The sequence below is a fragment of the Pseudomonas sp. PDM21 genome (assembly GCF_014852505.2).
Lineage (GTDB): Bacteria > Pseudomonadota > Gammaproteobacteria > Pseudomonadales > Pseudomonadaceae > Pseudomonas.
Genome location: NZ_CM181223.1, coordinates 1,422,170 through 1,437,129, shown reverse-complemented (window position 1 = coordinate 1,437,129; position 14,960 = coordinate 1,422,170). Strand labels below are relative to the sequence as shown.

13 protein-coding genes are annotated in these 14,960 nt (G+C 66.7%); 7 read left to right on the top strand and 6 right to left on the bottom strand.

Annotated elements, in window-relative coordinates; translation table 11 throughout:
- Positions 1 to 20: 20 nt before the first annotated feature.
- From IB275_RS06770 to IB275_RS06760, 3 genes are read right to left on the bottom strand one after another with little or no spacing between them, the layout of a single operon-like run.
- The gene (locus IB275_RS06770; RefSeq protein WP_024765559.1) at positions 21 to 242 is read right to left on the bottom strand and encodes a VF530 family protein; all 222 of its coding nucleotides are present in this window, start codon (positions 240 to 242) and stop codon (positions 21 to 23) included.
- Between the two features lie 59 nt (positions 243 to 301).
- A complete protein-coding gene (locus IB275_RS06765) occupies positions 302 to 610 on the bottom strand; it encodes a DMT family transporter (protein ID WP_081517654.1) in 309 nt (102 codons plus the stop codon).
- On the bottom strand, positions 610 to 1,248 hold the full coding sequence (locus tag IB275_RS06760) for an FMN-dependent NADH-azoreductase (RefSeq protein WP_192289710.1): 639 nt from the start codon (positions 1,246 to 1,248) through the stop codon (positions 610 to 612). Before IB275_RS06760 ends, IB275_RS06765 begins: the two co-directional genes overlap by 1 nt.
- Positions 1,249 to 1,387: 139 nt before the next feature.
- On the opposite strand from IB275_RS06760, the gene IB275_RS06755 reads away from it, so the two are divergent.
- Positions 1,388 to 2,302, top strand: coding sequence for a LysR substrate-binding domain-containing protein (locus IB275_RS06755; protein ID WP_192289712.1), 915 nt, complete (start codon positions 1,388 to 1,390; stop codon positions 2,300 to 2,302).
- A 159-nt stretch (positions 2,303 to 2,461) separates the two neighbouring features.
- Complete coding sequence (locus tag IB275_RS06750) at positions 2,462 to 3,658, top strand: sugar transporter (RefSeq protein ID WP_192289713.1); 1,197 nt, start codon at positions 2,462 to 2,464, stop codon at positions 3,656 to 3,658.
- Positions 3,659 to 3,728: 70 nt separating this feature from the next.
- Here the strand turns inward: IB275_RS06750 and putP are convergent, their stop codons facing one another.
- Positions 3,729 to 5,246, bottom strand: a complete 1,518-nt coding sequence (putP, locus tag IB275_RS06745) for a sodium/proline symporter PutP (protein ID WP_192289715.1) — start codon at positions 5,244 to 5,246, stop codon at positions 3,729 to 3,731.
- Between the two features lie 787 nt (positions 5,247 to 6,033).
- A complete protein-coding gene (locus IB275_RS06740) occupies positions 6,034 to 6,783 on the bottom strand; it encodes a helix-turn-helix transcriptional regulator (protein ID WP_081517649.1) in 750 nt (249 codons plus the stop codon).
- Positions 6,784 to 7,033: 250 nt separating this feature from the next.
- On the opposite strand from IB275_RS06740, the gene IB275_RS06735 reads away from it, so the two are divergent.
- Positions 7,034 to 9,082 carry a TonB-dependent receptor gene (locus IB275_RS06735; protein ID WP_192289717.1) on the top strand — a complete coding sequence of 683 codons (2,049 nt, stop codon included), beginning with the start codon at positions 7,034 to 7,036 and terminating at the stop codon, positions 9,080 to 9,082.
- A gap of 19 nt (positions 9,083 to 9,101) precedes the next feature.
- Here the strand turns inward: IB275_RS06735 and IB275_RS06730 are convergent, their stop codons facing one another.
- Entirely contained in the window at positions 9,102 to 9,965 is an 864-nt protein-coding gene (locus tag IB275_RS06730; RefSeq protein WP_192289719.1) for an ATP-binding protein, read from the bottom strand.
- A gap of 84 nt (positions 9,966 to 10,049) precedes the next feature.
- Here IB275_RS06730 and IB275_RS06725 point away from each other — a divergent pair, with 84 nt between their 5' ends.
- From IB275_RS06725 to IB275_RS06710, 4 genes are all read left to right on the top strand, one after another.
- Positions 10,050 to 10,856 (top strand): AraC family transcriptional regulator, encoded by an 807-nt coding sequence (locus IB275_RS06725; RefSeq protein WP_192289721.1) that lies wholly within the window; start codon positions 10,050 to 10,052, stop codon positions 10,854 to 10,856.
- A 118-nt stretch (positions 10,857 to 10,974) separates the two neighbouring features.
- Complete coding sequence (lon, locus tag IB275_RS06720; protein WP_192224808.1) at positions 10,975 to 13,374, top strand: endopeptidase La; 2,400 nt, start codon at positions 10,975 to 10,977, stop codon at positions 13,372 to 13,374.
- 399 nt (positions 13,375 to 13,773) lie between these two features.
- On the top strand, positions 13,774 to 14,169 hold the full coding sequence (locus tag IB275_RS06715) for a protease inhibitor I42 family protein (protein WP_081517644.1): 396 nt from the start codon (positions 13,774 to 13,776) through the stop codon (positions 14,167 to 14,169).
- Between the two features lie 116 nt (positions 14,170 to 14,285).
- The gene (locus IB275_RS06710) at positions 14,286 to 14,960 is read left to right on the top strand and encodes a lysoplasmalogenase (RefSeq protein ID WP_192289723.1); all 675 of its coding nucleotides are present in this window, start codon (positions 14,286 to 14,288) and stop codon (positions 14,958 to 14,960) included.

Below are 14,960 nucleotides of genomic sequence, written 5' to 3'. Positions count from 1 at the left end.
CGATACGCAGAGCCGCCAGGTTACTTGCCCTGCACGCTCTTCACGTACAGCGCCTCGACCTGCTCCCGCGCCCACGGCGTGCGGCGCAGGAAGGTCAGGCTGGACTTGATGCTCGGGTCGTTCTTGAAGCAGCGCACGTCGATGCGCTTGGCCAGCCCGTCCCAGCCGTACTGCGCCACCAACTGGTTGAGGATGGCTTCCAGGGTCACGCCATGCAGCGGGTTCTTCGGTTTGTCGTTCATCTTCGGTGCCGTCGTGGAGAATGCGCGGCACCTTACCATCAAGAATCAGCCACAGGCGATCAGGCCCGCAACCCGGCCACGCCCGCCACGATCAGGGCGACCGACGCCAGCTTGGTCAGGGTCAGCGCCTCGCCCAGCAGGACGAAGCCGAAGAACACCGTCCCCAGCGTGCCGATGGCCGTCCAGACCGGATAGGCGATGCTCACCGGCAACTGGCGCATCGCCAGGGTGAGGAAGAAGATCCCGCCGATCACCGCGACCACCGTCACCACGGTCGGCAGCGGTCGGGTGAAGCCCTCGGCATACTTCATTGACACCGCGAACATCACCTCGAACACCGCCGCCACCATCAGCATCGCCCAGGCCATCACGCACGCGCCCACTCGCTCTCGGCGAGATCGGCCAGGGCCCGCTCGGCCTGTTGGTAGGAAGCGCGGAAGGCTTCGGGATTGCCCTCCTCGCCCTCCGCAGCGATCACCCGTACCTCTTCGATACCGAGGAAACCCAGCGCCACGCGCAGCCAGGTATCGGCGTGGTTCATCCACTCCAGCTCACCACCCGGCCCCATGCCGGCACCGCCGCGACTGGTGACGATCAGCGCCTTGCGCCCCTTGAGCAGCGGTTCGTATTCCGCCTCGCCGTCCTTCAGGTGCAGGTCGAAGGTGCGGCCGATGCGGACGATCTGGTCGACCCAGGCCTTCAGCCCGCTGGGCACACTGAAGTTGTACATGGGCGTGGAGATCACCAGCAGGTCGTGGGCGAGCAATTCGTCCACCAGCGATTCGCTGAGTTGCAGTTCGGCCTGCAACTCGGCTGGGCGATGCTCGCGCTGCGGGTGGAAGGCGGCGGCGATGAAGCCTTCGCTGACATGGGGCAGATCGGCACGGCCGACCTCGCGGCGGGTGAGTTGCGCCTGCGGCAGCGCGGCGAGAAAGCCCTCGGCCAGGCGGCGGGAATGTGAGCGGTCGGCGCGGGGGCTGGCGTGAATTGCGAGAATCCTGTTCATCTGTCGTTCCTTGCTGAAGGTGTACACTGCGGAAGTCCTGATCGGCCTCCTGTTGCTGCCTAAGCTATTTCCAGCCGTAGAGCAGGACAACTGAGGGGATTTCCTTCCAGATGAATTCAGCTCATCCATGGAGCGCACCATGTTCGCCAACCTGCCACTTCCCGCCCTGCGCACCTTCGAATCCGCCGCGCGCCAGCTGAGCTTCAAGGCCGCCGCCCAGGAGCTCGCCGTCACGCCCACGGCGGTGTCCCACCAGGTGCGCGCGCTGGAGGAATGGTTGGGCCTGCCGCTGTTCGAGCGCCTGCCACGCCGGGTGCGCCTGACCGAAGCCGGTGAGCGGCTGTTCCGCAGCCTGCATGGCGCGCTGCTGGAGGTATCGCAATCGGTGGACAGCCTGCGCCCGCAGCGCAGCGCCAGCAGCCTGACGATCTCCACCACCCCGGCCTTCGCCGCGCTGTGGCTGGTGCCGCGCCTGGGGCGCTTCTACGCGCGCTACCCGCACATCCGCCTGCGCCTGGACAGCCAGTGCGAACTGCTCGACCTGCAGCAGGACGCCAGCGTCGACCTGGCGATCCGCTACGGCTTCGGCGACTACCCGCGCATGCACAGCCAGTTCCTGCTGGCTGAGCGCTTCGCCGTCTATGGCGCGCCGGCACTGGTGGCCACCGCCGACGTGGAAGTACCGGAGATGATCAGCGTGCGCTGGCACAACTCCGAGCTCTACGAGCGCGGCTGGAAGGCCTGGTGCCAGGTGGCCGGCGAGCACTGCCTGCTGGCCCAGGCAGTGCAGCGCGAGTACGACGAGGAGTTCTACGCCCTGCAGGCGGCCATCGCGGGCCAGGGACTGGTGCTGGCCAGCTCGCTGCTGGTCTCCGAAAGCGTGGAGAAGGGCTTGCTGGCACCCTACCGCCCCGACATCAACGTGCCCGGCGCCCGCTACACCGCGCTCTGCGTGCCAGGCCGCGAGCGCCACCCGCCGGTGCGGGCGTTCCTCGACTGGCTGGCCGAGGAAGCCGCGCAAGCCGCCGACCCGCTGATCGACAACGCCGCCTGAGCCTGCCGCTGCGCCCGCGCAGGGCGGCATTCGCCGTGCGTGATGGGCAACCCGTGGGTAGAATCAGGCCTGCCGCAACAACAATTCTTCTTTGCCAGGGACACGCCTTTCGCGTGATCCGCAGGCACGGCCTGAGCCCCACTTCACCTCAGGATTCCCATGACCACCGTGCAAGAAACCCGCTCCGGCAGTTGGCTGAACGTCATTGCCCTGGCCATCGCCGCCTTCATCTTCAACACCACCGAGTTCGTCCCGGTGGGCCTGCTCAGCGACATCGGCGCGAGCTTCAACATGCGTCCGGAACAGACCGGGCTGATGCTCACACTCTACGCCTGGGTCGTGTCGCTGGCCTCGCTGCCGCTGATGCAGCTGACCCGCAACATGGAACGCCGGCGCCTGCTGGTGGTGATCTTCTGCCTGTTCATCGTCAGCCACGTGCTCTCCGGCTTCGCCTGGAACTTCACGGTACTGATGATCAGCCGCTTCGGCATCGCCTTCGCCCATGCGGTGTTCTGGTCGATCACCGCGTCGCTCGCAGTGCGTGTGGCGCCGCCGGGCCAACAGGCGAAAGCCCTCGGCCTGCTGGCCACCGGGACCATCCTGGCGATGGTGCTGGGCATCCCGCTGGGCCGCGTGCTGGGCGAAGCGATGGGCTGGCGCACCACCTTCCTGGCGATTGCCGGCGTCTCGGTGGTCGTGGTGCTCTGGCTGGCCCGCGCGCTGCCGCTGCTGCCGAGCCAGAACTCTGGCTCGCTGCGCAGCCTGCCGCTGCTGTTGCGCCGCCCGGCGTTGGTGTCGATGTACGTACTCACCGTACTGGTCATCACTGCGCAGTTCACCGCCTACAGCTACATCGAGCCGTTCGCCCGCGAGGTCGCCGCGCTGGACAGCCACAAGACCACCCTGCTCCTGCTGTTGTTCGGCGGCGCCGGGATGTTCGGCTCGATCCTCTTCAGCCGCTACAGCGAGCGCTTCCCACGCGTCTTCCCGTGCCTGGCCATCGCCGTGCTCGGCGGCTCGCTCCTGCTGCTGATGCCGCTGGCCCATTCGCCCACGGCACTGCTGGGGCTGAGCCTGTTCTGGGGCGCGGCGATCCTCTGCTTCGGCCTGGCGCTGCAGGCCAAGGTGCTGCAACTGGCCCATGACGCCACCGACGTGGCCATGGCGATGTTTTCCGGCCTGTACAACGTCGGCATCGGCGGCGGCGCGTTGCTGGGCAGCCGCGTGGCGGTAGGCATGGGGCTGGAATGGATCGGCTATGTCGGCGGCGCGCTGGCGGTGGCCGGCCTGCTGCTCTGCCTCTTCGCCTGCTGGCGCTACGCGGCGGCGATGAGCGGCGGGCACGCTTCGCACTGATACATCGCTCCTGCGAAAAGAAAAAGGCCGCGCCCCTCACGGAGCGCGGCCTTTTTCATTCAGCGAAGTCTCAGCGGCTGGTCACGGCAGTGCCGGTCGACTGAGTAGCTTCGGCGTATTCAGCCTCAGCTTCCTCGAAGCGCTGGATCATCGCCTTGGACGGCGCGGAGCCGAGCAGGCTGAAGACCACGATGGAAACGCTGGAGAGGATGAAGCCCGGGATGATCTCGTACAGGCCGAGCCAGCCGAACTGCTTCCAGACGATCACGGTGACCGCACCGACAATGATGCCGGCCAGCGCGCCGTTGCGGGTCATGCCCTTCCACAGCACGGAGAACAGCACCAGCGGACCGAAGGCGGCGCCGAAGCCGGCCCAGGCGTAGGACACCAGGCCCAGGACGCGGTTTTCCGGGTTGGCGGCCAGCGCGATAGAGACCAGCGCCACCAGCAGCACCATGGCGCGACCGACCCACACCAGCTCCAGCTGGCTGGCGTTCTTGCGCAGGAAGGCCTTGTAGAAGTCTTCGGTCAGCGCCGAGGAGCACACCAGCAGCTGGCAGCTCAGGGTGCTCATCACCGCCGCGAGGATGGCGGACAGCAGCACGCCGGCGACCCACGGGTTGAAGAGGATCTTCGCCAGTTCGATGAAGATGCGCTCGTGGTTCTCGCCCACGGCGCCAGCCTGCTCCGGGTGCGCCTGGAAGTAGGCGATGCCGAAGAAGCCCACGGCAACCGCGCCGCCCAGGCAGAGGATCATCCAGGTCATGGAGATGCGGCGGGCAGCCGGGATCGACTTGACCGAGTCAGCGGCCATGAAGCGCGCCAGGATGTGCGGCTGGCCGAAGTAGCCCAGGCCCCAGGCCATCAGCGACAGCACGCCGACGAAGGAGGCGCCCTTGAACATGTCGAAGTTGGCGGCGTCCTTCAGCTCGATGGCGGCGAAGGCCGGATCGATACCGCCGGTGGCGAGCAGCACGAAGATCGGCGTGAGGATCAGCGCGAAGATCATCAGCGAGGCCTGCACGGTGTCGGTCCAGCTCACCGCCAGGAAGCCACCGACGAAGGTGTAGGCGATGGTCGCAGCGGCACCGGCCCACAGGGCGGTCTCGTAGGACATGCCGAAGGTGCTTTCGAACAGGCGGGCGCCGGCGACGATGCCGGAGGCGCAGTAGATGGTGAAGAACACCAGGATCACCAGCGCGGAGATGACGCGCAGGATGCGGCTGTTGTCCTCGAAGCGGGTGCTGAAATAGTCCGGCAGCGTCAGGGCGTTGCCGTTGTGCTCGGTGTGCACACGCAGGCGACCGGCGACGAACAGCCAGTTCAGGTAGGCGCCGCAGATCAGGCCAATGGCGATCCAGCTTTCCGAGATGCCCGACAGGTAGATGGCGCCCGGCAGACCCATCAGCAGCCAGCCGCTCATGTCCGAGGCACCGGCCGACAGCGCGGTGACGAAGCTGCCGAGGCTGCGGCCACCGAGGATGTAGTCGGAGAAGTTGTTGGTCGAACGATAGGCAGCCAGGCCGATCAGAACCATGGCCGCGATGTAGATCACGAAGGTGATCAGTGTTGGCGTGTTGACGCTCATGGGGACTCCCCTACAGCTTGTTTTTATCCGGGACCGCGGGGTATCGCGGCCCCTTGACTGGCAGCCGGCGTGGTTGACGCCGACCGGTTAGCGCTTGCTCACAGGCAAACCGGGTTGCGCGTGGCACCAAACCGGCACCGAACCGCTACGCATCCCGACGCAGGCACGCCCTCGTCCTTGCTGGCGTCTTCCTGCAGCCACCGTCTCACCACGGCGACCTCCGTCCCGCCTTCGCCGGTAAGCGAGGTGCGGGCCGTTTCCCGGGCTGGGCCCGGTGATCCATCAGGCGCCGGAACGGGCGCCAGCACTGCGGCAATACCTGGCGCGCCGTCCCGTGGACGGGCAGCACTGCTTGCCGGAGCGATTCGAAACTGGGTTCACGCGCGCATGGAGGTGCGGCAGGGGGGAGCCGGTGCGCGAGGGCGCGGATTGTACAGAAAGCATCGGAGCGAATGGCGCCGCTGGTCCGAGGGCGGACAGCACAGGACCACGGGCGGGCGCTTCGGGCCGGGCCGTGGAGGGAGTGGCGCAGCCAGGTGCAGGCGCGCTACAGGCAAAGACAAAACCGGTGATGGGCATGCTGCCCCTCCCGCGTATCGAGCTGGCTGTTGTTCTTGGCTTGACCGGGTTGCACCTTGGAGCACCAGCAACGCGGTGGGCGGACTCTATGGGTTGCACCCAACGAATTTCTTGCTGAAAGCTCTGGAGTTCTTGCAAAAGACTCCAGCACCCAAAGGTCGGCAGCTGACCGTTCGATCAGCAATCCAGGACGCGCAGGCTAGCGGATTCAGCAGCGGCGCAGGCTGCCTGGGGTCAAGCCGAGGTATCGGCGCATCGCGGTGGTCAGCGCGCTCTGGCTGGAGAAGCCGCATTCGCCGGCCACGCCGACCAACGGCAGGTCGGTTTCCCGCAGCAGGCGCGCGGCGCGGTCGAGCCGCTGGCGCAGCAGGTACTGGTGCGGCGTGAGGCCGACGCGATCCTTGAACTGCGCATGGAAGTGACTGGGGCTCAGGCAGGCGACCTGGGCCAGTTCAGCCACGGTGATGCGCCGGGACAGGTGATCGCCGATATAGCCGTCCAGCCGCTCCAGGTCCAGCGGCCCGCTGCGCGGCGCACGGTCTTCGCCGAACAGGCGCAGGTGCAGCGCGCGCAGCAGCACGCCGCCCAGGGCACGGGCGAGCAATGGGTCATCGCCGTAGCGGGCGATCTCCGCGCCGGCGTAGCTGAGCAGGTGCTGGAAGTCCGCATCCAGGGTCGGGTAGCGCGGCACCTCGAACAACCGCGCCAGCAGCTCGCGATCCTGCTCGCCGGTGCCGGCCTCGTTCAGATCGAGGATCAGCATGCGGTTGTCGCCGAGCCCGGCGAACTCGTGGGCGACATCGCCCGGCACCAGGCAGGCGCGCATCCGGCAGACCTCGCCACCGGCGCCGCCGATCTCGAATTCCGCGCGGCCGCTCAGGGCCAACACCAACTGGTGATGGCCATGGGCGTGCTGGTCGGTCTGGTCGGACAGCGTGGCGAGGCGGGTATCGAACATGGCGCTGGACTGATCAAATTTTGAGCATGGTACGGGATTCGACCGGGCCTGCCCAGCGCACAGGTGCAACCGGGCGCAACTCCAGGGGCTCGCAAGCACTAAAGCATCTAAGCCGGAAAATCTTGCTAACCGACGGATATGTTATGTTATAACAAATAACACATTCCCATTTCCCCTCCTCCGCCGCCTGGCGCATCCCTGACCACGAGGGAGGGGTTCGCTTTGCCAGAAGAAAAACCAGGAGTTCGTCATGCCCCCATCCCTTCCCCTTCCGCGCTGGCGTCTAGCACCGCTGGGCCTCGCCCTGTGCGCCGGCGCACCGTCGCTGGCCGATGCCGCCCCCGCCGAACTGGAGCCCCAGGTGATCACCGCCAACCCGCTGGGTGATGCCTCCCCAGCCGCCCCCAGCAGCGTCCTGCGGGGCGACGAGCTGACCCTGCGGCAGAAAGGCAGCCTGGGTGAAACCCTCAATGGCACGCCGGGCGTGTCCTCCACCTGGTTCGGCCCCGGCGCCAGCCGCCCGGTGATCCGCGGCATGGACGGCGACCGCATCCGCCTGCTGCGCAATGGCGTGGGCGCGCTGGACGCCTCGTCGCTGTCTTACGACCACGCCGTGCCGGAAGACCCCAACGTGGTCGAGCGCATCGAAGTGGTGCGCGGCCCAGCCGCCCTGCTCTACGGCGGCAATGCCATCGGCGGCGTGGTCAACAGCTTCGACAACCGCATCCCCAGCGAACCGGTGGACGGCATCCACGGCCAGGGCGAGCTGCGCTACGGCGGCTCGGACACCACCCGCAGCGCCGCCGGCGCGCTGGAAGCCGGCGACGGCAACTTCGCCCTGCACCTGGACGCCGGCTCCCGCGAGTTCAATGACCTGCGCATCCCCGGCTACGCCCATTCGGCACGTCAACGCCAGATCGATGGCGATGACGCGAAGCACCGCGTGAACAACAGCGACGGGCGCCAGGACAGCGGCGCCATCGGCGGCAGCTACCACTGGGATCACGGCTATGCCGGCCTGTCCTACAGCGGCTACGACAGCAACTACGGCTCGCCCGCCGAAGACGACGTGCGCCTGAAGATGCAGCAAGACCGCTACGCCTTCGCCTCGGAAATCCGCGACCTCGACGGTCCTTTCAGCTCGGTGAAGCTGGACGCCGCCTATACCGAGTACCAGCACAAGGAGATCGAGGACGGCGAGACCGGCACCACTTTCAAGAACGATGGCTACGAGGCTCGCATCGAGGCACGGCATAAGCCCATCGGCCCGCTGGACGGCGTGGTCGGCGCGCAGGTCACCAACAGCCGCTTCTCCGCGCTGGGCGAAGAAGCCTTCGTGCCGCACACAGAGACCGACAGCGCTGCGCTGTTCTTCCTGGAGAACTGGCAGGCCAGCGAGCGCCTGGCGCTGAACCTGGGGGGCCGCGTCGAGCACACGCGCATCGAGCCCAACGCCAAGGATAACGAGCGCTTCGCCGAGAACGACGGCTCGCGCAGTTTCACCGCCGGCAGCCTGTCCACCGGTGCCGTCTACAAGCTGACGCCGATCTGGTCGCTGGCCGGCACCCTGGCCTACACCGAACGCGCACCGACCTTCTACGAGCTGTACGCCAACGGCGCCCACGCCGCCACCGGCACCTTCGAAGTGGGCGACGCCGACGCGAGCAAGGAAAAGGCCGTTTCCACCGACCTCGCCCTGCGCTTCGACAACGGCCGCCACAAGGGCAGCGTCGGCGTGTTCTACAGCCGCTTCTCCAACTACATCGGCCTGCTGGCCAGCGGGCGCTACCGCGACGAGGAAGGCGCGGTGGTGGACGCCGGCGACGACGAGGCACTGCCCGAGTACCTCTACAGCGGCGTGAAGGCTGACTTCTACGGCGTCGAGGCGCAGGACCGCATCCACCTGCTGGACAGCCCCTACGGCCGCTTCGACCTGGAGCTTTCCGGCGACTACACCCGCGCCAAGAACAAGGACACCGGCGAAGCCCTGCCACGCATCGCCCCGCTGCGCCTGAACAGCGCGCTACTGTGGGAACTGCAGCAATGGCAGGCACGGGTTGGCGTGGAATACGCCGCCGACCAGAACCGAGTACCAGAGAACGAGCTGCGCACCGACGGCTACACCACCCTCGGCGCCAGCGTCGGCTACCGCTTCGACCTGGGCGACAGCCGCTGGCTGGCCTTCGTCAAGGGCGAGAACCTGACCAACCAGACCGTGCGCTACGCCAGCTCCATCCTGCGCGACAGCGTGCCAGCCGGCGGGCGTGGCATCCAGGCGGGGGTGAAAGTGGCTTTCTAAGCAGTGGCTTTCTGATCTCCTAGAGCTGACGCCCGGCGTAATCCCGGGCGAACTGCGCGGCGATCCGACCGGACCGCGACCCGCGATGGGTGGCCCAGCGGATCGCGGCCTGCTCCCACTCCTCCTGCCGCACGCCGCCCAGGCCGTGGGACTCGAGCCAGCGGGCGACCGCCTCCAGGTACTGTTCCTGGCTGAAGGCGTAGAAAGATATCCACAGGCCGAAACGCTCGGAGAGAGAAATCTTCTCTTCCACCGCCTCGCCGGGATGCAGCTCGCCGCTCTCGCTGCGCTGGAACGACAGGTTGTCCTCGGCGCGCTCGGCCAGCAGGTGGCGGCGGTTGGACGTCGCGTAGATCAGCACATTGCCGGACTGCCCCGCCACCGAGCCGTCGAGCACGGTCTTCAGGCCCTTGTAGCCGGTCTCGCCGTCCTCGAAGGACAGGTCGTCGCAGAACAGGATGAAGCGCTCCTGGCGGTGGCGCAGCAGGTCGATGATCTGCGGCAGGTCAGCCAGGTGCTCCTTGTCGACCTCGATCAGACGCAACCCTTCGGCATGGAAGGCATGCAGGCAGGCCTTCACCAGCGAACTCTTGCCGGTGCCGCGCGCGCCGGTCAGCAGCACGTTGTTCGCCGGGCGGCCGGACACGAACTGACGGGTGTTCTGCTCGATCAGCGCCTTCTGCCGGTCGACGTTGCGCAGGTCGTCAAAGGCGATCAGCGCTGGCTCGATCACCGGCGTCAGGCGCGGCTGGCCTTGGCGGTATTCCCAGAGGTGGGCGATGGCGCCCTCCTGCAGCCTCAGCTCGGGGCGCACGGGCAGGGATTGTTCGAGCAACCGGGCAATACGGGCCAGTTGTTCGGCGATAACGGACATGTCGGTCATGGCGGAATCATCGATGCAGATGGGGACTGTTCAGCAGCCTAACGATGGCGGAAAGTGGTCGTCTAACGACAAACAGGCATCCACATGCGAAAAAAGGACATTTCAGCCCAACCGCTGGAAAACCACGGCGACGAACGGGCTGCCAGCCCGGTGGCGGCCGTCGCCCTGGACTTCCCCGATGGGCATCAGGTGCCTGCGCACAGCCATCACCGCGCGCAACTGCTCTACGCAGTGCGAGGCGTGCTGGTGGTGGGCAGCGCCAGTGGCCAGTGGGTGGTGCCGGACAACCGCGGCCTATGGATACCCGGCGGCGTGGAGCACTGGACGCGGATGGTCGGCGACGTGCAGGTGCGCACCCTGTATGTGGAGCCGGGCAGCGCGCCGCACCTGCCGCCGGACTGTTGTGTGCTGGCGGTCTCGCCGTTGCTGCGCGAGTTGATCCTGGCGGCGCTGTCGATCAGTGGCGAAGTCACGCCGGATTCGCGCGACGGTCGCGTGCTCGGCCTGATGCTCGATGAACTGCGCGAAGACCCCATGCTACCGCTGCACCTGCCCTTGCCCGCCCATCCGCGCCTGCGCGCGCTGTGCCAGGCCATCCAGGCGCAACCCGGCGACACAGCCAGCCTTACCGACTGGGCCGCCCGGCTGAGCGTCGACAGCAAGACGGTACAACGCTGGTTCTTCGCCGAAACCGGGCTGACCTTCGGCCAATGGCGGCAACAGGCACGCCTGCTGGCCGCATTGGAGCGCCTGGCCCAGGGCGAGAGCGTGCTGAGCGTGGCGCTGGAAGTGGGTTACAGCACGCCCAGCGCCTTCAGCGCCATGTTCAGCCGCCAGTTCGGCCGACCGCCCAGCGATTTCCTGCGGCCGCGCCCGCTAATCCGCTCGTAAGCTTCGTTCACACACAATCGGCCGCAACATCTCCGGACACATCCTTCCAAGCAATGGGATTGAAACCCCGAGCCGGTTTCCCCATCTAGACTGTCATGTTCAATCAGTCAGGTGCCTCATGAGCGACCACGACGAGATTCACGATATCCACAGCGCCGAAGAGGTCAGCAACACCGGGCTGGTGTTGCCGGGGCAGAACCTGCCGACCACGGTCTACGTCATTCCGATCCACAACCGCCCGTTCTTCCCGGCGCAGGTGCTGCCGGTGATCGTCAACGAGGAGCCGTGGGCCGAGACGCTGGAACTGGTCGCCAAGACCGAGCACCACAGCCTGGCGCTGTTCTTCATGGAAAATCCGCCGGAAGACCCGCGCCACTTCGACCCGGACAGCCTGCCCGAGCACGGCACCCTGGTGCGCGTGCACCACGCCAGCCGCGAGGGCGGCAAGCTGCAGTTCGTCGCCCAGGGCCTGTCGCGCGTGCGCATCCGCGGCTGGATCAAGCGCCACCGCCCGCCCTTCCTGGTGGAAGTGGAATACCCGCACACCCCCAACGACCCAAGCGACGAGGTGAAGGCCTACGGCATGGCCCTGATCAACGCGATCAAGGAACTGCTGCCGCTCAACCCGCTGTACAGCGAAGAGCTGAAGAACTACCTCAACCGCTTCAACCCCAACGATCCGTCGCCGCTGACCGACTTTGCCGCCGCACTGACCACCGCTCCCGGCGCCGAGCTGCAGGGCGTGCTGGACACCGTGCCGATGCTCAAGCGCATGGAGAAGGTGCTGCCGCTGCTGCGCAAGGAAGTGGAAGTCGCGCGCCTGCAGAAGGAGCTGTCCGCCGAGGTCAATCGCAAGATCGGCGAGCGCCAGCGCGAGTTCTTCCTGCAGGAACAGCTGAAGATCATCCAGCAGGAACTGGGCATCACCAAGGACGACAAGAGCGCCGACTCCGACGAATTCCGCGCGCGCCTGGAAGGCAAGACCCTGCCCGAGCAGGCGAAGAAGCGCATCGATGAAGAGCTGAACAAGCTGTCGATCCTGGAGACCGGCTCGCCGGAATACGCCGTCACGCGCAATTACCTCGACTGGGCGACCTCGGTGCCGTGGGGCCTGATGGGCGTCGACAAGCTCGACCTCAAGCACGCGCGCAAGGTCCTCGACCGGCACCACTCCGGTCTGGAAGACGTGAAGGACCGCATCCTAGAGTTCCTCGCGGTGGGCACCTTCAAGGGCGAGATCGCCGGCTCCATCGTGCTGCTGGTAGGCCCGCCCGGCGTGGGCAAGACCAGCATCGGCAAGTCCATCGCCGAGAGCCTGGGGCGGCCGTTCTATCGTTTCAGCGTCGGCGGCATGCGTGACGAGGCCGAGATCAAGGGCCACCGCCGCACCTACATCGGCGCCCTGCCCGGCAAGCTGGTGCAGGCGCTGAAGGACGTCGAGGTGATGAACCCGGTGATCATGCTCGACGAGATCGACAAGCTCGGCAGCAGCTATCAGGGTGACCCTGCCTCGGCGCTGCTGGAGACGCTGGATCCGGAGCAGAACGTGGAGTTCCTCGACCACTACCTGGACCTACGCCTGGACCTGTCCAAGGTGCTGTTCGTCTGCACCGCCAACACCCTGGATTCCATCCCCGGCCCGCTGCTGGACCGCATGGAAGTCATCCGCCTGTCCGGCTACATCGCCGAGGAGAAGCTGGCCATCGCCAAGCGTCACCTGTGGCCCAAGCAGCTGGAAAAGGCCGGCGTGCCGAAGAACCGCCTGTCGATCAACGACGCCGCCCTGCGCGCGGTGATCGAGGGCTACGCCCGCGAGGCCGGCGTGCGCCAGCTGGAGAAAGTCCTCGGCAAGCTGGTACGCAAGTCGGTGATGAAGCTGCTGGATGACCCTGATTCGGTGGTGAAGATCGGCGCCAAGGACCTCGAGGAATACCTCGGCATGCCGGTGTTCCGCACCGAGCAGGTGCTCTCCGGCACCGGCGTCATCACGGGCCTTGCCTGGACCAGCATGGGCGGCGCGACCCTGCCCATCGAGGCGACGCGCATCCACACACTGAACCGCGGCTTCAAGCTCACCGGGCAACTGGGCGACGTAATGAAGGAGTCGGCGGAGATCGCCTACAGCTACATCAGCTCGAACCTGAAGAAGTACGGTGGCGAATCGACCTTCTTCGACCAGGCCTTCGTCCACCTGCACGTTCCCGAGGGCGCCACGCCCAAGGACGGCCCCAGCGCCGGCGTGACCATGGCCAGCGCCCTGCTGTCCCTGGCGCGCAACCAGGCGCCGAAGAAAGGCGTGGCGATGACCGGCGAGCTGACCCTCACCGGCCAGGTGCTGCCCATTGGCGGGGTGCGTGAGAAGGTCATCGCGGCGCGCCGGCAGAAGATCTTCGAGCTGATCCTGCCCGAGCCCAACCGTGGCGACTTCGAAGAACTGCCGGAGTACCTGAAGGAAGGCCTGACGGTGCATTTCGCCAGGCGCTTCGGCGATGTGGCGAAGGTGCTGTTCCCGGCCTGATGTCCCGAGGCCCGCTCCTATGAGGAGCGGGCTCTACTCCCTCCCCCAGGTTTACCCTCCCTTTTTTTAACTCTCTCGCTTGGTGGCGGCGCACTCTGCCGCCGCATCCGGCACGCACAGACGTAGGATGGCTGGAGCTAGCGATACCCATGCTGTTGCTTCGGCGAAATCGATGGGTATCGCTGCGCTCCACGCCATCCCACATTCGTGCTCCGTCGTGATTTCGGCGTGGTTGTGGAATTCTGGTCGCAGGCAAGGTCCATGCAATCCTCGCGCAGAAATTCACTGCCATCGGTGAGTTCCCGACATCCGCGCCCGCGCATACGCCCCCGCGAAACATCCCCTGCCCACATGATTACGGTATCCTGCGGCCCAACCTGTCCCCTCCCAGGAGCCGTCATGCCGTCGTACCGCTCGTTGCTGCCCCTCACCCTGGCCCTGCTCGCCGGCTGCGCCGGGCAGACCAAACCCGTGGTCACCCTGGAAGACGCCAGCGACTGCAAACCGCTGAAGCTGCATACCGGCCAGGAGCTGGTGCTGATCCTGCCGAGCAACCCCACCACCGGTTTCCGTTGGGAACTGCGCAACGCCGCCAACGGCCTGCTGCGCGCCCTCGGCCCGGAGGTCTACAGCAACCCGGAAGACGCAGGCCTGGTCGGCAGCGCCGGCGAATCCACCTGGCGCTTCCGCGTGACCGCCGCCGGCGAGGACAAGCTGGAACTGGCCTACCGCCGCCCCTGGGAGGCGGAAGTGGCACCGGCGCAGACTTTCGTCTGCCCGATCAGCGTCAAGTAAAGCGCACTCGACAGGACGCCCCGGCGCCATAAGCCGCTCGCCCTGGCGCCTTCGGCCTGTGGGCCGGGCACCACGCTGCGGCACAGTGGGCGTTCATTTCCTCGGGAGGGAACCCCATGCGCTGGGCACTCTTGGCACTGATCGGCGGTGCCGCCTACCTGTTCGCCGTCACCTTCGACCTGCCGACCCTGCGCATGCTGTGCAAGCCGCTGCCGGTGCTGGCCATGCTGCTGTGGATTCTCGCCACCCCCGCCGACGGCTATCGCCGCTGGGTCGCCATCGGCCTGGTGCTGTCGATGCTCGGCGACATCCTGCTGGAATGGCCGATCAACGACTTCGTTCCCGGCCTCGCCGCCTTCCTGCTGGCACACCTCGCCTACCTGGTCGCTTACCTGGGCGATACCCGCCGCTTTGCCCCGCTCGGACTGCTGGTCGCAGGCGGCGTGGGTGGCGGCCTGTTCGCCCTGCTCTACAGCCGGGGTCTGGGTCCGCTGCTGCTGCCGATTGCGCTGTACAGCCTGACCATCAGCGCCATGCTCTGGCGCGCCATTGCCCGCCTTGGCGTACCCAGCATTGCCAATGCCAGCCGGGTGTTTGCCGCCCTCGGCGCACTGCTGTTCGTCAGCTCCGATTCGATGATCGGCATCAGCCGCTTCGTCGCTGCTTTCGACGGCTCCTCCTACGCCATCATGCTCACCTACTGGCTCGGCCAGTTCGGTATTGCCGCGTCCGTCACATCCCGTCATATCGCTCTGCCATACTCGGAAGGACACTCCACTACCCGGGCCTGA